The organism is Scytonema hofmannii PCC 7110 (assembly GCF_000346485.2).
GTDB lineage: Bacteria > Cyanobacteriota > Cyanobacteriia > Cyanobacteriales > Nostocaceae > Scytonema > Scytonema hofmannii.
The window spans coordinates 9,475,640-9,494,568 of record NZ_KQ976354.1 but is presented as its reverse complement, the minus strand read 5'-3'; the positions used below and the strand labels follow the sequence as shown (position 1 = coordinate 9,494,568).

19 protein-coding genes and 1 pseudogene are annotated in these 18,929 nt (G+C 39.5%); 17 read left to right on the top strand and 3 right to left on the bottom strand.

What is annotated here, in order from left to right; all coding sequences use genetic code 11:
- Window positions 1–14 precede the first annotated feature (14 nt).
- The 15 genes from WA1_RS40060 (at window position 15) to WA1_RS39990 (ending at window position 12,662) form a co-directional block, all read left to right on the top strand.
- A complete protein-coding gene (locus WA1_RS40060; RefSeq protein ID WP_017748612.1) occupies window positions 15–1,577 on the top strand; it encodes a beta-barrel domain-containing protein in 1,563 nt (520 codons plus the stop codon).
- 100 nt (window positions 1,578–1,677) lie between these two features.
- Entirely contained in the window at window positions 1,678–2,457 is a 780-nt protein-coding gene (locus WA1_RS40055) for a peptidylprolyl isomerase (protein ID WP_017748611.1), read from the top strand.
- 440 nt (window positions 2,458–2,897) lie between these two features.
- Complete coding sequence (locus WA1_RS40050; RefSeq protein WP_017748610.1) at window positions 2,898–3,221, top strand: hypothetical protein; 324 nt, start codon at window positions 2,898–2,900, stop codon at window positions 3,219–3,221.
- 220 nt (window positions 3,222–3,441) lie between these two features.
- A complete protein-coding gene (locus WA1_RS40045; protein ID WP_017748609.1) occupies window positions 3,442–3,711 on the top strand; it encodes a hypothetical protein in 270 nt (89 codons plus the stop codon).
- 78 nt (window positions 3,712–3,789) lie between these two features.
- On the top strand, window positions 3,790–5,073 hold the full coding sequence (locus tag WA1_RS40040; protein ID WP_017748608.1) for a calcium-binding protein: 1,284 nt from the start codon (window positions 3,790–3,792) through the stop codon (window positions 5,071–5,073).
- A 301-nt stretch (window positions 5,074–5,374) separates the two neighbouring features.
- Entirely contained in the window at window positions 5,375–5,692 is a 318-nt protein-coding gene (locus WA1_RS40035; protein ID WP_017748607.1) for a microviridin/marinostatin family tricyclic proteinase inhibitor, read from the top strand.
- 8 nt (window positions 5,693–5,700) lie between these two features.
- Window positions 5,701–6,717, top strand: coding sequence for an MvdC family ATP-grasp ribosomal peptide maturase (locus tag WA1_RS40030; RefSeq protein ID WP_017748606.1), 1,017 nt, complete (start codon window positions 5,701–5,703; stop codon window positions 6,715–6,717).
- Window positions 6,718–6,771: 54 nt separating this feature from the next.
- On the top strand, window positions 6,772–7,824 hold the full coding sequence (locus tag WA1_RS40025) for an MvdD family ATP-grasp ribosomal peptide maturase (RefSeq protein WP_017748605.1): 1,053 nt from the start codon (window positions 6,772–6,774) through the stop codon (window positions 7,822–7,824).
- Between the two features lie 145 nt (window positions 7,825–7,969).
- Complete coding sequence (locus WA1_RS40020) at window positions 7,970–8,332, top strand: hypothetical protein (protein ID WP_148662869.1); 363 nt, start codon at window positions 7,970–7,972, stop codon at window positions 8,330–8,332.
- Between the two features lie 587 nt (window positions 8,333–8,919).
- Window positions 8,920–9,198 carry a hypothetical protein gene (locus tag WA1_RS40015; RefSeq protein WP_017748603.1) on the top strand — a complete coding sequence of 93 codons (279 nt, stop codon included), beginning with the start codon at window positions 8,920–8,922 and terminating at the stop codon, window positions 9,196–9,198.
- A 49-nt stretch (window positions 9,199–9,247) separates the two neighbouring features.
- Window positions 9,248–9,694 (top strand): hypothetical protein, encoded by a 447-nt coding sequence (locus WA1_RS40010; RefSeq protein ID WP_017748602.1) that lies wholly within the window; start codon window positions 9,248–9,250, stop codon window positions 9,692–9,694.
- Window positions 9,695–9,763: 69 nt separating this feature from the next.
- Window positions 9,764–10,177: a Nif11-like leader peptide family RiPP precursor gene (locus tag WA1_RS40005; protein WP_017748601.1), complete on the top strand. Its 414-nt coding sequence runs from the start codon at window positions 9,764–9,766 to the stop codon at window positions 10,175–10,177.
- 142 nt (window positions 10,178–10,319) lie between these two features.
- Entirely contained in the window at window positions 10,320–11,585 is a 1,266-nt protein-coding gene (locus tag WA1_RS40000; protein WP_017748600.1) for a nif11-class peptide radical SAM maturase 3, read from the top strand.
- Window positions 11,586–11,588: 3 nt separating this feature from the next.
- Window positions 11,589–11,789 (top strand): hypothetical protein, encoded by a 201-nt coding sequence (locus WA1_RS39995; protein WP_017748599.1) that lies wholly within the window; start codon window positions 11,589–11,591, stop codon window positions 11,787–11,789.
- Window positions 11,790–12,308: 519 nt separating this feature from the next.
- Window positions 12,309–12,662 carry a hypothetical protein gene (locus WA1_RS39990; RefSeq protein WP_017748598.1) on the top strand — a complete coding sequence of 118 codons (354 nt, stop codon included), beginning with the start codon at window positions 12,309–12,311 and terminating at the stop codon, window positions 12,660–12,662.
- 145 nt (window positions 12,663–12,807) lie between these two features.
- Here WA1_RS39990 and WA1_RS39985 read toward each other — a convergent pair whose 3' ends face one another.
- Complete coding sequence (locus tag WA1_RS39985) at window positions 12,808–13,665, bottom strand: PEP-CTERM sorting domain-containing protein (RefSeq protein ID WP_017748597.1); 858 nt, start codon at window positions 13,663–13,665, stop codon at window positions 12,808–12,810.
- Between the two features lie 539 nt (window positions 13,666–14,204).
- Between WA1_RS39985 and WA1_RS39980 the strand changes: the two genes are divergently transcribed.
- Entirely contained in the window at window positions 14,205–15,932 is a 1,728-nt protein-coding gene (locus WA1_RS39980) for a GNAT family N-acetyltransferase (protein WP_017748596.1), read from the top strand.
- Window positions 15,933–16,217: 285 nt separating this feature from the next.
- On the opposite strand, the gene WA1_RS39975 is transcribed toward WA1_RS39980, so the two are convergent.
- Window positions 16,218–17,447 (bottom strand): calcium-binding protein, encoded by a 1,230-nt coding sequence (locus tag WA1_RS39975; RefSeq protein ID WP_017748595.1) that lies wholly within the window; start codon window positions 17,445–17,447, stop codon window positions 16,218–16,220.
- A 462-nt stretch (window positions 17,448–17,909) separates the two neighbouring features.
- On the opposite strand from WA1_RS39975, the pseudogene WA1_RS61965 reads away from it, so the two are divergent.
- A pseudogene (locus WA1_RS61965) lies at window positions 17,910–18,047 on the top strand (cysteine peptidase family C39 domain-containing protein); the annotation flags it as partial.
- Here the strand turns inward: WA1_RS61965 and WA1_RS56025 are convergent.
- On the bottom strand, window positions 18,031–18,243 hold the full coding sequence (locus WA1_RS56025; protein ID WP_148662868.1) for a hypothetical protein: 213 nt from the start codon (window positions 18,241–18,243) through the stop codon (window positions 18,031–18,033). The pseudogene WA1_RS61965 and the gene WA1_RS56025 overlap by 17 nt on opposite strands.
- Between the last annotated feature and the right edge of the window lie 686 nt (window positions 18,244–18,929).

Sequence of the window (18,929 nt, the reverse complement as noted above, 5' to 3'; positions counted from 1 at the left end):
TTGGAGATCAAACTATGCCTATTTCATCTCACAATTCATCTTCTGCAATTTCCAAGCAAGAAGCGGAGGAGCCTAAAAACTACCTCGCTCCGCAAAAAGAATCCGAAACGACTGACTTAAATCATCAAACAGACGCAACAAATCAACTAGAAGATTGGCATTACGGTACTGAAGAGTTACTAGATGCTCTACCACGCCTCTGGACGCGTTCTTTACTGTATGCATTGCTAGGATTTTGTATCGCTGTCGTACCTTGGTCAATGGTTTCAAAAATTGACGAAACAGGTAGTGCCAGAGGACGTTTAGAACCAAAGGGTTCAACACAAAAATTGGATAGTCCAGCACAGGGTACTGTTAATTTTGTTAGGGTCAAAGAAGGTGAGAATGTTACAGCCGGACAGGTTCTGTTGGAGTTGGACTCAGACGTCTTGAAAACTGAACTGGATCAGGTCCAAGAGAAACTGCAAGGGCTACAAAATCAAAAGGCGAATTTTGATATCCTTCGGAATCAATTAAAGCTCTCTCTCCGTACCCAACAGCAACAAAATCAAGCCCAAGAATTAGCAAAGCTTTCTCAAGTCGAGCAGGCTAGACAAAACTTAGATGCCCTGAAAACTACTTATAACATCCAGAAAGAAGAAAAATTAGCGCAAGTCAATCAAACGCAACAAGCTTTGAATTCAAGTATTGCAGATCGTAAGTTAGCACAAGTTCGTCTCCAATCTGCTCAAGAAAAAGTCCCACGCTATAAAAAAGCCTTTGAAGAAGGGGTCATGTCACAAGATCGCTTTAACGAGGTCGAACAAGCGGTGAAGGAAAATTACGAACGTTTTTTACAAGCTCAAACAGCAATTAACCAAGCACAGGAGAGCCTTAAAGAACAACAAAGCAGTTATCAAAAAACGCTTCATCAGGCTAAGTCTGATATTCAGCAAGCGGAACTTCGCTTACAGCAAGAACAACGCAGTTATGAAAGCCTGCTCCATACAGGAAAACTGGCAAATCTTAAAACTGAGGAACAATTTAAAGAGTTACAAACACAAGTTAATACTCTCCAATCGGAAATCGCCCAAACTAAGACCCAAATCACATCTTTAAAAATTCAAATGCGCCAAAGACAGGTGCGATCGCCAATCAATGGTGTCATTTTCGATCTGCCAATTACAAAAGCAGGAGCCGTGCTACAACCCGGTCAAAGAGTTGCTCAGATTGCACCCAAGGATGCTGACGTAGTCCTTAAAGCAAGTATACCTATCCAGGAAAGCGGTTTGTTGAAACTTGGGATGCCTGTGAAAGTCAAGTTTGATGCCTTCCCTTTCCAAGAGTATGGCATCGTTTCAGGGAAACTGCGTTGGATATCTCCAGATTCAAAAGTGACTGAAACACCACAAGGCAATGTAGAAAGCTTTGAGTTAGAAGTCTCTCTGGATCGGTCTTATGTCCAAAATGGGAATAAACGTATTTTATTATCCCCCGGTCAAACAGCAAATGCTGAAATCGTTCTTCGCCAAAGGCGAGTTATTGACTTAGTCGTAGATCCATTTAAGCAATTGCAAAAAGGCGGCTTAGATTTTTAATCAACTATCAAAGTTAGTAGTTAGCAAACAGTATTTTGTATATTTTTTAGCAACTAGCAACTAACAGCCTCTACTCCAACATCTTAGAAGGGAATACCTTATGTTAAAAACTCTAAATATTTCCTCTGAAGACATAATTCGCAACATTCAACTTTCTTGCCAAATCCCAGAATTTTTGGAAGCTATAGCCAAACAACAAATTATTGCTAAGGCTGCTTCAGAAGAAGGCATAACAGTTTCGGAAGAAGAATTACAGCAAGAGGGAGATCATCTGCGACTAGAAAAGAAACTCGTCACAGCTAAAGACACTTGGACGTGGTTAAAAAAACATCATCTGACTCTATATGATTTTGAAGCAATAGCCCGTAACAACGTCCTTGCAAGGAAATTGGCAGCTCATTTGTTTGATAAACAAGTTGAAAAATATTTTTATGAGCACTACTTGGATTATGTTACGACTGCTATCTATGAAGTCATTCTTGACGATAGAGATTTAGCCCTGGAACTGTTTTATGCCTTGCAAGAAGGTGAAATCACTTTTCAAGAAATCGCTCGCCAATACATTCAAGAACCAGAACTACGTTGTGCTAGCGGATATAAAGGAATTCAATACCGTAAAGATTTACGACCGGAAATTGCTGCTGCTGTATTTGCTGCCCATCCTCCAGAAACGATCAAGCCAATTGTGACTTCTAAAGGAGTGTATTTAATTTGGGTAGAAGAAATTATTCAACCCGAATTAGATGAGAAACTAAATGAAGAGATCCAGCAAGAATTATTTTCTCTTTGGTTAAAACAAGAAATTGAACTCATGGAAATTGTGCCTCAGCTAATTGATGTCAGTCATGAACAGTCTGAAGAGTTACGCAAGCAGGCTTAATGCCGTTTTTACTAAATATAGAAAATATCCTTCAGGAGAAAAATCGTTTTTGCCAATAACGATTGAACTAAATTTTTTTTAGAAAATTGATTGCTAACAGTTATTCCTCTATTACTATTTTTTTTTAAATAAACAATATCAAGGTGTTATCGTGACAACTTTTGCCTAGGTAAAACATCAAAAATATTATTTATCGGTCAATATAAAAATGCTTATATTGACCGTATTGTCGTGTCAAATAATAGGTTTAAAATTTCCGAAAACTCCATTAAAAGAAACTGCTTTTTTTTTGATTTTTATATAAGTAAATTTTATGAAAAAAACACCGTTAAACTATTGCTTTTTAAATTGAATCTTGTATATTAGAAATGTGAGCGAAAACAAACCGCTCACAAAAACAAATTCCCAAACACAAAGTTTAATTCCCAGGAGAAAACCAAATGATTATTTCTGATCTGAACTACTTGGAAGTTGCAAACGAAGTTGCTGTTGTTGGTGGTGGAAGAGGCTTCGATTACAAGAAGAATCTAGACATCAAGGTTGATTCCAATGTTGACCTCAACTTTGACAGCTACACTGACATCGACTTCAAGAAGAACACAACTATCACCTCTGACATAGACCTCAAAGGTAACTCAGCTACTTTCGTATTTGATGCTGAAGCTATCGGATCTGACACCGACTCTGAAGTTGTGATTTCCGCTCTAGCTGTTGAAGGTAAGCTGTCTAGCTTAGCTGGTTCTGTGGTTGTTGCTGCTGACTAATAGCACAACCCTAAGAGTTACCTCAAACGATACATTTGGGGTAATTTCTAGAGACGTACGTGCCCTAGAATAATCTTCACTAAGGCATTCCTAAAAAGTTGGCTTTTTGTGTTTAGACACGAGGAGCCAACTTTTTGTACATTACCCTAAAAGTTAAGAGTGGGGAATGAGAAGAAGTTCCGCGTTGAGATGAACAAAATTAGTAGAAGAAAGGGAGACTATGATAATTTCCGATCTCGATTATTTGGAAACCGTGTCTGAAACATTGTCTGAAAATGTAAGTGGCGGTCGTCGCAATGCTAATGCCTGGTCTCAATTTTCGGCATTGGCTGTTGGTGATAACACACAGACAAGTGCTGTTACTAACCTTTTTGCATACAAAGGAAATCAAGGTTCTTATGCAATCAGTGAAACTAAAGTTATTTCAGCAGCATCTGGCAATAACACCGTCTCTTCCGCTACTGCTGTTTCCAGTGCTTCTGTGTCTTAAGACATTGTCGAGCGCTCGCGATTTATATCCATGTAATTGCAGCATCTTTAATAGTTTAGATATGAGGAGAAAATTCAAATGGTTTTTAGAAGAGGAACAGACCAAGCTGACAACATAGTTGGTACAGCTGAAGCGGATGAAATATTTGGTCGTAAGGGTAATGACATCTTAACTGGATTGGGTGGATCTGACCTAATCCGAGGAGACGAAGGCAACGACAGAATCTCCGGTGACGGTGCGGTCGATCTAACTAACCCTAACAACACCCCCGAAAGCGCAAATGATGGTGCTGACATTCTCTCTGGGGGCGATGGCAACGACCTAGTCGTAGGTGGTGGTGGCGACGACATCATAAATGGCGATAATGGTATTGATGACCTGTACGGAGGATCGGGAAATGACCTTCTCAACGGTGGTAATGGGGACGATCTCTTAGATGGAGGAAATGGAGATGATACCCTCCTAGACCCCTTCGGCAGTAACCTGCTCCTTGGGGGAGCAGGAAATGACTTCCTAGACAGCGGTTTTGGTGAAGACATACTTGATGGCGGTACAGGCAACGACACTCTTAATGGCGGCAGTGGTAACGATGAACTCTATGGAGACGCTGGTGATGACCAGCTCTCCGGTGGGCTAGATAATGACATCCTCGCCGGGGAGAGCGGCAATGATAATCTTGATGGAGACCTTGGGAACGATACGATCTACGGAGACCGGGGTAGCGGAGCTGATGGCAATGACACTATCAGTGCAGGTCCTGGCGATGACATTGTTTATGGAGGCGGTGGCTCTGACAACATCACAGGGGGTGCGGGCAATGACTACCTTGATGGAAGCGACGCTATTTTCAACCTTGCACTCAGAGATCGCCCTCCCACCGCAGGCTTCGGTGGTAATGACACTATCTCAGGAGGCGACGGTAATGATACCCTCGTTGGCGGCATTGGTAACGACATCCTGAATGGTGGCGGTCAAGCAGGTTCATTCGATATATTAGTCGGCGGTCTCTACATCGATCAAACTGGCGATGGTAAGGGAGATGCTTTTGGTACCGACGGTAATTCAGATACCTTCGTGCTAGGAAATGCCAATGGTAATTTCTATGCTGGTGGTGTTGGTACTCCCGTTACTATCAATGGTAACGTCATCTTAGGCATTAGCGATCGCGCGGATATTTACACATTCCAGAATGGCAGCGATAAAATCCAGGTAAATAACCCAAGTGGTATAAGTTCATTCATATCCGGCAGAGATACATTTCTGACGGTACAAGTTACTGGCGGCTTGGAGGTTATTGCCAGGGTGGTTGAATTCTCAGGAACTTTTGCAGCTGGAACGTTTATTGGTCCCACTCCTAGCTAGAGGTGTATGAAGACTGGTGTAGTCGAATCTTTTAAGAATAGCTCTTCTCTATAAAGAACTTGTCTTGGGGCCTACCAAATTAATAAAGAAGTTGTATCAGGGTCCTGCCATATTAATTTTTTAAAAGCCGAAATCTGAAAATTGATTTTTAGAAAAACAAGATATTTTTGTGGAAAACTAAATCATATATGAAAATTCTTAAAATCCAATTTAAAATAACTCATTCAAATAGCGAAGTATTCATCTTGAATTCTTCAATTTATAACAAGGTTACATCTTTCAGCTAAAAGGAGGCAACATCGTGTCTAACAACGAACAAATTTTACCTTTCTTTGCCCGTTACTTGGAAGGACAATTCTGTGAAGACTTGTCTGAAGAGGAAATGGATGAAGTTCATGGTGGTTATCGGTTAGCACACCCCACCCGTCCGAAAAAAGATGAAATATTTACGACTTTAAAGTATCCTTCTGATAATGAAGAGGGCGGTGATTTCGCTACTAAAAAATATCCATCGGATACAGACGAATATGCTGTTACATTAAAGTACCCATCTGATGGTGACGATGACGTTATCGCTATAGAGACTGTAGATGCTGTAGATACTACTGCCATAGAATAAAACTGCTTATGCACCTGTCATGTGACATTGTTCTATTAATTACCCACAGTGGTGATTTTTTCACAGTGGATAGAGTAGAGGAAGCGCTATCCAAAAAAGGCGCACAACCAGTTCGCCTAGACACTGATAAGTTTCCACTGTTCGTACAACTTAAAGCTCAGTTAAACAACTTTGGGAGCTATCACAGGTTGGAATACAACAACCGCTCTATAAGCACAAAGCAGGTGCATGCAGTTTGGATGCGTCGCATATGGCAACCTCAAATTGATAAAAAAATAGCTCCACAGTTCCAAGCAGCTTGTGTAAAAGAATCACTAGCTGCCTTAGATGGCTTTTTGGATAGTCTCAGAGAAGCTCGTTGGGTAGATAATTTAGAGCGGATTAACTTTGCAGAAAACAAATTGCGACAATTGAAAGTTGCAAGTGAAGTCGGCTTGACCATTCCTGAAACTCTTGTTTCAAATAATGCTGAGGAAGTACGGGAGTTTTTTTACAAGTTGGAAGGGAAAATTATAACCAAGTTATTGACTCCTCTATCCATAAGTATGAAAGGCTCTCCTTTCTTTATGTATACTAGTGCAGTTCAAGAACAAGATTTATTGGATGCCGAAACATTACGTTATTGCCCAATGGTTTTTCAAGAAAAAATTCCCAAGTACAAAGAACTACGAGTTGTCTATGTGAATGGCAATATATTTGTAGGAGCACTAGATGCATCTGTTTACGCAGACTCTACCCTTGATTGGCGATGTGCTAATTCAGAAGCCTGTGTATGGCAACCCCATGAACTTCCCGATCAAGTTACCGCTCGCATTAAAGCCTTTATGGCCCACTTTGGTCTTGTGTTTGGAGCCTTTGATTTTATCCAAACTCCATCAGGAGAATACGTCTTTTTGGAGGTTAATCCTACAGGAGAGTGGGGAATGCTGGAGCGGGATTTGAATTACCCCATTTCCAGTGCGATCGCTGATGCTTTATTTGAGAATTCTAGCAGTTTTGACCTAAAGGAATCATGCCCTTTGTAGGAGCGCAAGGCCGCCGCGCCCCTACGAGTTATTAATATTACAAACGAATTTAAAATGTCAGTTTTAATCATTACTCACAGTCAAGACAATGAAAGTATTCCTCTGGTTATGAATGCCATTACAGACAAAGGAGGAAAAGCTTTTCGTTTTGATACAGACAAATTTCCCACAGAAGTACAGCTAGATGTGTACTACAGTAAAGGATGCGAAAAACTCATTCTCACTACTGACTCACAAAAGCTAGACTTGAGCGAAATCTCTGCTGTTTGGTATCGACGCATTGCTATTGGGTCAAGAATTCCCAGTAAAATGGAGCCACAACTTAGACAAGCTTCTATTCAGGAATCCCGTGCAACAATTATGGGGATGATTGCCAGCATAAAAGGGTTCCACCTCGATTTCTTACCTAATATTCGGTTTGCTGAAAACAAGCAACTGCAGTTGCAAGTAGCGCGAGAGTTAGGTTTAGACACCCCACGGACTTTAATAACCAACAATCCAAAAACTGTCAAGCAATTTGCCTCTGAATGCGAACAAGGCATAATTGCGAAAATGCTTTCTTCCTTTGCCATCTACGACAAGGAAGGGCAAGAACAAGTTGTTTTTACAAACCCAGTGAAAGATGCCGATCTAGAAAATCTAGATGGGTTGCGTTTCTGTCCCATGACATTTCAGGAAAAATTACCTAAGGCATTGGAATTGCGGACAACAATTGTAGGAGAACGGGTGTTTACAGCTGCAGTTGACTCGCAATGCAATCCAAAGGCTACATACGATTGGCGACGGCAGGGTGTTGCATTAATCAATACTTGGCAACCTTACAATTTGCCACAAGATATCGAGAGAAAACTTCTCCATCTAATGGCTTATTTTGGCTTAAACTATGGAGCGATTGATATCATTTTGACACCAGACGGTCGCTATGTATTCCTGGAAGTTAATCCTGTTGGCGAATTCTTTTGGCTAGAATGCTACTCTGAGTTGCCTATTTCTCAGGCAATTGCAGAAGTTCTGCTTTCTTCCGCCCATACAATGCGATCGCATTTATCGATTGAAGACAGGGTGCCAAGCCTTAATAACTATTTTTCTTGCCAACGAGCAAGCTGAGATTTTTTCTTGAATCTTAGCTGGTTATGCCAACCCAAACATAACACTAAGGGAAAGTAAAAGCAAAGAGACTCAGAAGTTCAAGCACTACTTGAACTCTAGAGTACATTTCAATCAAATGATGTTTCATGGTTTTATTTCCACTATGATTATTTCTGATTTAAGTCATCTGGACACCATTTTTGAAGACAGTGCCATTATAGGTGGTACTGGACTCCTAATCGGTTTTGAAGGAATTGCTGAGGGTGACTCAAGCGATGTTAGTGCGATTGCAACAGCCTCTATTAAAGAGTTACCTCACAATGGTTTTATAGCTCATGGTAAAGCTCTTGTTGTCGCTGTAGCCTCCGATCCAGTTGATGCTACAGCTACAGCTAGTGTTTTTGGGGATGCTGAAGGCGCAAAAACTGTAATCAAGACTCACACTCGTTCTATTGACACTGGTTCTGATGCTATAGCCATTAGTCGTATAACTATACACGCCATTACCCCCCCTTCTCCAAACTAGAAACTCAATTCCGATACAGAGTATGCCTGTCGTGTTGGGTGCATCACTACGATTGCAAATTAGACATCTCCAAAAAAGAGTATAAAGACTAGCTATGCTAGTCTTTACAAGGATTGTACGCTAGCTTTGAGTCTTTCCCCAATAACAGTACAAGAGTACATTCCCAGTACGAACATCTGTAGCTATGTCATAGGATAATCAGTCTATTCTGCCGAAATTCGCAGTCATGCCGTGGACTTTCGAGAAGACTTAAATGCTGAATTAATTCCTATACAGTTACCAGAATCAATTGAAAAACAATGTTTGGCAATAGCAAAAGCATTTCTGCTATATTGAACTGCTATTGATTGACGTGTTAAGCCAAATAATGAATATATTTTTTTAGAAGCAAATTCCAGTTCAATGTTTATTCATTTTGAAAATAAAACTGGCTTCCCTACTACACAAAATTTATTAAATAAGTTGATGAATTAACGTAAGATTTATCACGGAATTATGTTAGTATAAAATATAAAATCAAGCATTCTTTTAGAAGATGTTTGTCAAGACAAAAAAATTGACGTAATTAAATCACCCAGTATAGACCCATGGAAAGCAACAAAAAATCTGACCATCAAATGGAAATTAACGACCTAATCGATCTTGCTATTACTAATGCAATGATACGAAGAGGTTTATCAGACGAAGGTTGTTTAGTTTTATCTGATGACGAAGCTGGAAAAATTGTAGGTGGTTTGAAAGTTAGCAGAGATACAGAAGCTTTAGATAGAAAGAATCCAGAAGTTATAGTAGCAGGATTTAAGCCAATTTGCCCACCCGTGATAGTTGTTGGACTGATTGCACAAGATTACGATCAACTTGCTTAATATTTAGCCTTCAAGTGTTAAAAATTCTCTTTCAACAAAGGCTAAATTAATGGAAGACATTGTTCCCAAACAAACAACCCTTTGTCCTAGTGCTAGACCCGAATCGGCGGATGGTGTTGTCTTTGGCATAGTCGGTGGAACGGCGACAGTACCCCGTGTAGCCTATCTCAAACAACTCCTGCCCGTTACAAACGAACTGATGGCAAAGACTGGCTCAGTTAAACCCGCTGAAATTTTTCGGACTGCAGCATCCTGCGTGGAATCAGGTTGTCAGCATTTTGATGGCAAAGACTGTCGTTTATCAATGCGAATTGTCGAAAAATTGCCTGCTGTAGTAGAAGAACTACCAGCCTGTTCTATCCGCCGAAATTGCCGGTGGTGGCAGCAAGAAGGCAAAGCAGCTTGTATGCGATGTCCGCAAATTGTCACAGATAACTATTCTTCATCCGAACAGTTACGTCAAGCAGCAGATCCTTCTGTTTATTTCCAAACTTAATGTATTGGAGTAAAACCTCATTCAACTGCATTCTTACAGAAAGTACCATTTAAGGGGGTAGTAATCATCATGTCCATAGAAATCTTTGAAAAAGTCAAAGACTTCCTTATCAAACTAGTTAAAGACGAAGGTTTCCGCACCCAACTTATGAGTCAGAAAGCGGAAGAAGTTAAAAAAGCTTTAGAAAGTGGTGGCTATAACTTTTCTCAACAAGAATTTGAAACAGCCGCCATCACAATATTAGAGTTAAAAGAATTAGGTGAGTTTCACGAACTTAGCGAAGAAGAATTAGTAGGAGCTTTTGGTGGTATTTCACGCATCAAAGATAGCGTTATTCAGCCACTGTACGGTGTTATTTACTGGCCTCCCAAAGGCTATCCAAAACCAACACCGATTGACCCACAACCAATGTATGGCATAGTAATCGACCCAGTTTTACAACCAATGTATGGAGTCGTTGAGCCATCATTAGAAATAGAATAACCTTGGTTAATTGTCATTGGTCAATCGTCATTGGTTCTTGGTCAATTGTCCTTAATAAATCTAATGACAAACGACAAATGACTAATGACTAATGACAAATGACAAATGACAAATAACAAATGACAAACGACAAATATTTATTATGACATATCATCGCAAAAGTTATGCAGTCTGGGAAATTACTTTAAAGTGCAATCTAGCTTGTAGCCATTGTGGTTCCCGCGCTGGAAATGCACGTTCTGAAGAACTTTCCACCGAGGAAGCTTTGGATCTTGTTAGGCAAATGGCAGAAGTTGGGATTAAAGAAGTTACGCTCATTGGCGGTGAAGCATTTTTGCGTCCAGACTGGCTGGAAATTGCCAAAGCGATTAGTGAGGCAGGTATGTTATGTGGTATGACTACTGGCGGCTATGGGATTTCATTGGAAACTGCAGGTAAAATGAAGGCAGCGGGAATTCGCACTGTTTCTGTTTCCATTGACGGTTTAGAAGAAACTCACGATCGCCTGCGGGGAAGAAAAGGCTCTTGGAAATACGCTTTTAAAACCATGAGTCATTTACGAGAAGTTGGTATTGCTTTTGGTTGCAACACCCAAATAAACCGTTTGTCAGCGCCTGAATTTCCGTGTATCTATGAGTGCATTCGTGATGCTGGTGCTCGTGCGTGGCAGATTCAACTCACCGTCCCGATGGGCAATGCAGCTGATAATGCGGACATCCTCCTCCAACCCCATGAACTACTAGATATTTACCCCATGCTAGCCCGTGTCGCCCGTCGCGCTTACCAGGAAGGAGTTCAACTCCAAGCGGGAAACAATATTGGTTACTACGGTCCTGACGAACGGCTGTTGCGGGGACGGGGAAGCGAGCATGAATTCTCATTTTGGCAAGGTTGCGGTGCTGGGCTTTCCACTTTGGGAATTGAAGCTGACGGAGCAATCAAAGGTTGTCCCTCATTACCCACTACCGCCTACACAGGTGGTAATATTCGAGAGCGTTCTTTGTATGACATTATTGAAAATTCAGCAGAATTGCGTTTGAATCTGGGAGCGGGAACGCCCGAAGGCACAAAACATCTATGGGGTTTTTGTAAAACCTGCGAATACGCAGAACTTTGTCGTGGGGGTTGCAGTTGGACTGCTCATGTTTTCTTTGACCGCAGAGGTAACAATCCTTACTGTCATCATCGCGCTCTTGTTCATGAAGAACGAGGCTTGAGGGAGCGTGTTATTCCCAAAGTGAGGGCGCAAGGATTACCCTTCGATAATGGTGAATTTGAGCTAATTGTAGAGCCTATAAATACTCCCTTACCAGAAAACGATCCACTAAACTTTAGTGCCGATCGCATTCAGTGGTCTGAAAGTTGGCAGAACAAACCCGAAGTTTCTTACTCATTGGCGGAGCAATAGCTCGTGGTAGAAAATTCAGAAATTACTAAAATTCAAGAGAAAAAAACTGACGTTGATTCATCAAAAGATGAATTAAAGAAAATTCCCCTACTTCCTCGTTCAGCTTGGAATAGGCAATTAAGCTATTTGAAAGAAATTTTTAAAGCAAAGCAAGCCTTAGATAAAAGAGAACAGATCGATAGGAATTCCAGGGATCTCAAATAGCAAAGTTTTCAGTAAGGCTCTAAGCAAATATTCCCCTGACGCGATCGCATTATTACAGTAACTCCTTTTGAGAAGTCGCAAAGATAGTATAGCAATCCTAATTGAATCGTGAAATAAAGAAACCCGGTATCTCCCAGATACCGGGGTTTGGTGAGGCTCAGTAATTGTTCAAAAATCAAATCGGATTCCTATAGCCCGACTAGGTAATGCTATTAACATAGATCTTGCGCTGTACAAAACTATTAAACGTTCAGTAGATAGATAAACTCAGGACGCTAGTTTTTCATTTAATATAAATCTAACTAGACGTATTATAAACCCCTTGCTATCTAAGTGAGTAAGGGGAACAATGTGCAGCCAACATTTAAAAAATCAGTCCCATTTAACAGAGGGACTTTAGACAAACACAAAATCTGATGCGCTCAAGTTAAAGTTTTGATGAATTAGTAAAAGATAATTATTATTATTGTATACTAATAAAGTAACAAAAACCCAGAAGTTTAAAGGACTATTTCTACTATGATTATCTCTGATTTAAGCCATTTAGATCTCATGTCTGAAGACGATGCCATTCTAGGAAGCGCTGGGGCTTTAATTGGTAGTTCAGCTATTGCTTCTGGTGACTACAACAAAAGCAAGGCTAAAACTAAAGCCTTTGCTATAGAGTTGCCTAATGGTGGTTCTCTCGCTTTAGCTTTCGGTTATGCTAACGCTAAAGCATATGGAGATGATGCTAGTGCTGACACTGATGTTTTTGGAGATGCTGACGGAGATATCGAGATTGTTAAAGGTAGAAGTTATTCCGTTAATACTCCTCGTGGGGCTTACGCTGGAAGTGTGGGTTTGGCAATAGCATTTGATCTTCCTGGATAAATTGGCTTAATTAAGTCATAACTTTAGACAGGTGTATTTCGCAAATTTTCAGAGTCGCTATTTGAACTTATTGTCAATGCGATGACTGGAGTTTCCTAAAGATCAAAAAACTGTGCGCTCGCACCGACATTCTCCAAACAGGGTATCAAACCTCAGTGGATAGTTTTGATTCCGAAGAGGATTCTAAATATTTTTCTTTGCATCTACCTTTTAATACAAAGATAATAACAACACCTGAGGCAAGTAAAGCCAGAATAGTCGAAGGTTCAGGTGCTTTAACTCTAGCCTGATTTCTCTTAATTTCTACTACCGCTAAAACTGAATCTTGAGTTATATAGCGTTCCAGAAAACCTGTAATAAAAGCTGAAGCAGTTTTTTTCTTGCCTTGCAATTTAGCCCTATAGTGAGTTTCCAAATCCATGTATGCAACATTTTCACTGTAATCAACTGCAATGAAATCGCTCTTTCCAAAAGAGTTTAAATTTCCCATAATGCTAAAAAAATCCAAGACACGCTTTTGAGTTGTGTCAACTAAGGTAAACAAAACATCTCCAGATGCTCTTGCATTTTCTCCAGGAGGAGATTCTATTTCTGTTTCAAGATATAGATCGGCTGCAAAGTCAAAAGAAAAAGTTGTGTTTGCCTTGACATCGAAGAACCCACGAACTGTAGTCGTACTTTCTGCTAGTCCCAAATAGTTTACAGTTTCACCTAAGGCTGTACTTAAAGATGAACTGGATGCAAATGGTGGTTCCACGACAAAAGCTGCTTCTGCGTCAGCAAAAGCAAGTACAGCACCCTCCTTAGAAAGGGCGAGGGTCTCAGTCTCAGCTTTAGTCTCACTCGAAAAGGGTGTGTGACTAAAGTTTAGATAGAGTGACTCGCTTTGAGACGTCGCAAAGGTAGCTGCTTCACTGGGTAATGCTGTTAACAGAGAGCTGGCGATCGCTGAAGTAGCAAGCAGCAAAAAGCGCTTGATATTTAGTAGGTATGGCTTCTTCATATAATTCACATCCGTATTGTCTACACAGTAGCCTGTCTGATTGGGTATAACCTTGATGCAAAAGTTGACAACCTCAACTAACTATAAGCTAGGAAAATTACCTAGCTCATCCCGGTGTATTGCCAAAAAGTTCTTCTTCAACAAGGAATAATACTTATGCAACCTTTGTTACTAAAGAACTGTAGTAACTACTTACCTCAGGGGCTTAATTTGAACTTACGTAACTATACTACTGTTCTTAAACCTACCATCGTATAAATTTTCTATGTGACACTGTCAAAGTTGTACAAAAGTTAAATAATGAAATTTTAATTTTATTGTCAACCTACGTTAAAGAACGCTCTTTTGAGGGGAGTATCCCAACTGCGACATGAATGTAAGATTAATTTTGCACAAGTACTTATAATTTTATCCTCAAAGCTCTATTCTATGAATTTTCGTAGAAAATTAGTATAAAGATTGAATTTTTTGTGAAGACATCTTGACAAAAAATACTCTAAGTATCTAAATTGATGGATGATTGCTGAGGCAAAAATGATATGCAGATTGATATAATTGAAGATTGTAAAACATTTAAGAAAATCAGAGAAAATTGGGATTTTGTATATGCGGCCGATCCTCAAGCTCAATTCTTCTTATCCTGGGTGTGGCTATCTGGATGGTTGTCGGTGGTGAATGAGCAGTGGTTCATATTAGCTGCCAAACCAGATACCCACGATTCATCCTATATTGCATTTTTCCCTCTGAAAATTGTACTAGAACAGCAGGATGGCGGTGGCTTTTACACTGAACTCTACATGGCAGGAAATAGCATAGCAGATTACACAGGAATGATTTGCCATCCCGGTTATGAAGAAGAAGTGATTCCTGCTTTTGCAGCTTACATCCAGCAGCAGTTAGAATGGTCTAATTTCAATGTACAAAATATTTTAGAAACAGATACAAGGATGTCCCTGTTTTTGAGGAGTTTCCCCGGAGATAGTTTTGAGTTCAGTCAACACCGCATTCAAAATCAGGGAGAGGATACTGATAATTATATGGCCCCTTATGTTTCATTAGCAGATGACTGGGATGAATATCTGCAAAACTACCTCAGTTCCAATACCCGCCAAAAAATAAGGCGCTTTTTAAGGAAAATAGAAAACTCTGACGAGTTTTCTATCACCGAGGTGAACGCAGACAATCTGGAGGCTCATATTGAGATACTACTCAGATTATGGGAGTCCACATGGAGAGAGAAAAAAGGGGATAAGTGTGACGTAATCATGAGTGTCATTCGCGCTATTTTACGTCATTGTTTTGAACATAACTGTCTGTATTTTCCGGTTCTGTGGCAAGGGGAAACACCTTTAGGAGCGATCGCGAACTTTCTTGATGTTCAGCAAAAATCCATGCTATTTGTCATTTCAGGTCGTGATAAAACCTTTAACAATCCCCCACCTGGACTTATTCTCCATGCTAACGCGATCCGATATGCTATCCAAAATGGATTTAAAATCTACGACTTTTTAAGGGGGAATGAGGAATATAAATATTCTTTTGGAGTTAAAGAGCGCCGCATTCAGCATATCGTAGTCAAATACAAAAATTGTCAGAATAGAAAATGGGATGTCAGGACTCTTCCTTTAGCCTTTCATCTCACTGTTCAGCATCATCGAGCAAATCAACTCACCAAAGCTGAGCAGGGATATCGTCAGATTCTGGAAGTTGAGTCAAATCATTCAGAAGCACTTTATGGACTGGGAGTATTGATGAGGCAAAAAGGTGAATACCAAACTGCCGAAAATCTGCTGAAAAACCTGCTTCAGGTTCAGCCCAATTCTATCAAGGCTTTATTTAGTTTGGGGAATTTATATCAAACTCAAGGTCTGTTATCCGAAGCTATAGAAACTTATAATCAAGTCTTAGCTCTACAACCGAATGCGATCGCCGCATATAATAACCTGGGCTACGCTTTACAACAGCTAGGTAAATGGGAAGATGCGATCGCCTGCTATCAAAAAGCGCTAGAACTACAGCCTGACTGCATTGAAGCTGAAGTTAACAAAGCTAATGCACTTCATGCTCAAAGAAAGCTGTCTCCAGACAAACAAGCTCATTATGCCGTGCTGAACAACGATTTAGGCAACAAGTGTAAACAGGTAGGAGATTTCAAGACTGCGATCGCCTACTATCAGCAGTCCATCTCTATGAATCCAGACTTGGCAGAAGCTCAATATAATTTGGAAATCGTGCTGCTAGAAAATTCAAGGGAAGTTTGCACTTAAATACGACGATTATCGCCAAGTACGATCTTTAAAATTGACTAGTGAAACGCATATTTGCACTTTGATTTTTTCTCTTAGGCTATCTAGTAATTGATACAACGGTAGACTTCAATACGCTTCGGATAAGCACGCGCCTCAGAAACCCAGTATCTCAAAGATACCGGGTTTCTCTAGTCGTCAATTACCGTTAACCGAACCGTATTGCGGTAGACTTTACAAACATCCTCTGAGGGCAAGCATATGCAGCCAACATTTAAAAAATCAGTACCATTTAACAGAGAGACTTTAGACAAATACAAAATCTGATGCGCTCATCTGGCTGACACTCACATCTTGAAAAAGAAGTTTTTCAGAATTCCACGTTAATAATGCACCGTTTGAAGTATCGATTAATTGATTTTTAGAAATTATTCCATCAAACCAAGTTGAAGCATTCATTTGGACCCAGAACTGAAATTCAATCTTATCGACACCCACCTCAAAATCCTTAATAACATCGTACTCCTTGTGCAAAAAGCTATTGTATTTTTGGAAGATAAAGCTGTCATGACCTGAACCACCAGCCAAGATATCATTACCATGCCCGCCAATTATGGTGTCATCGCCCCAACCACCATAAATGAGATCGTCATTTTCACCCCCATAGAGAGTATCATTACCTGAACCTCCCTCAATAATATCATTACCTTTTCTTCCTTCAATTCGATCGTTCCCCAAGCTGCCATAAATTTTATCTGCTTTATTAGTCCCTTTCAAATTATCATTCCATAATGTTCCATAAATAACATCTTTACCTAAATTACCTATTAAATTATCTCCTAGTAATTCAATAGTACTGGTATTAACTTTTACTATTGTTATGTTAGTGTCGTGCTTAAACTTCTGCTCATAAGTTCCAATAGCATCACCCTTGACGAAGTCCATATCATTGTTACGCTTGATATCAGATTCTTTATTTTTGTAGTCAATGTTGACTTGCTTGCTAGCTTTCAACTTTAGATCGTTGCTATTTTCAGAGCCGCTTAAGTTACCCGATAGCTTAAAATAACCTAATGCCTTCGGTTGATTAACATTCGTAGTATCTAAAACTAAAAAAGCTACTGTTGACTTAGCCTGGTTATATTCTGCATTAGAATTTTTAATTTCTTTAGCTGTCAGCTGTATATTAGCTGAAAAATCAAAAGAGAAAGTTTCTTTTGCCTTGACTGCAAAACTAGCGATCGCTTTAGCTTCACTGTTGCTCTTCACCTCAAAAGGACTTCCTAAACCAATGCCAGTACTATCAGTGAAAATTCCAGATAAATCTTCACGAGCAACAGCATCAGCTTCAGCAACAGCAAGAGCTACAAGACCCTTGACAGAAGTATTCGTCTGAGCGACAGTGGAAATTGCTAAAGCACTTTGACTATAGTCAGAAAATAGAGCGTTTCCTGTGGCATTGGCAAAGTTAGTGGAATTGCTGATAGGAACTCTTGGTTGTAGAAATAGAGTTTCTAGTGTAATTGATGATGACATAACAAAACTCCTGATAGTGTCTTCCTTCTTTGTCTCTCTCTCTACATCAAAAAACGTGCTTCATGGCTTATAAAAGTTTCTTTATAAGCCATTGTTTACACTCTCTACTAATATTAGAATCACAAACTAAATCTGGTAACAAACCCTGAAACGTTATCGGTTGTTTATGTAAATATACTAGTCTTATATGAAACAGTTTTGAGTAAATTTTGAATAAACTTTGAGTAAACTTTGAGTAAACTTTGAGTAAAGCTCTGGATTTTTTATTTAATTATAAAGACTGTCGTAAATTCTCTTATACTTGAATTTCTCATCCTGGAAATTTAATCAACCAGATAAAAATAATTGAAACCTTGTTTAGAGCATCAGTACACAATACTACTCGGATAAGCGGAAATTAGAACCCCGGTAATCCCTCGCAGACACTACCACAACCAAAACAAAAAAGATCGCATCTTTACACCCCGACCTGCGATCGCACATTGGTTCGGCAAACATTACATTGTCGTCTATGAAATCACTGCCAAACAGGTGATTGTTGGCGATCCGGCTGTCGCTCAACGCAACCTAACCCATGCAGAGTTCAACACTGGCTGGACTCACCGGATCGAGGCGGGGGAAACGGAGGTTTAGTTATTTTGGGGCTAGATTTCCAATCACCCAACTTTGCTTGAATGAGCGATCGCATTTTTTGAGAGTCAAAATCCTCTAAAATGTCCAGAGTCATACTACTGAGGTAAAAATTCTGCTGAGTACGATACATATGACTAGCCAACCCATCTTTATTAGGAGACACAGGGGGGGTCTGATAAATACCAACGAGCGAGAGAATTGCTGTACCCGATCTGTATAAAATTTGCGAATGAATTTGTGGAAATCAGGAAAATTATCCTTGTTAAAATCCTTTAGCTGTATGCTACCGGGATGAATTGTAACTGATAACTGTTAAATGTTAAGCATAATATTTGTAACTCTTTTCCTACTTAAAATACGGTAATAACCACATCTTTAAGAATCTAATAATTCTTGAAGAAGTAAATTATGATATACGTAATTTTACTAAAAAGTGAATAGAATTAATTTGTTTGATTTTATCTCTCTTCTTATACAATTTATACAAACACATTTTTTAAGATAAAATGAATTTTCAAGATATCATGAAGTCAATATAAATTTTAAATGAAGATTCATTTTTTCAAGAAATAAAGTCTTGACTAAGTACTAGGAAGTTTTACTATTAGTAAGCAGTAGTTTGATACACAGACTCAGGAAATGTTGCTTGGTCATTGAAATTGTCTTTCAGAGAATTTCAGATTTCCTAAAAATCTGCGTATTCAAACCAATTCTTTAATTCTGCAAACAAATTGTTTAAAATTTTGTAGATGAAAATGTTTAAGGAGTATCTTGTCTAGTTAATTTGAAATGTAAGAAACACCATCGCAACATAGGAATAAGAAGTGTTTCATATGTTCACTTCTCCTT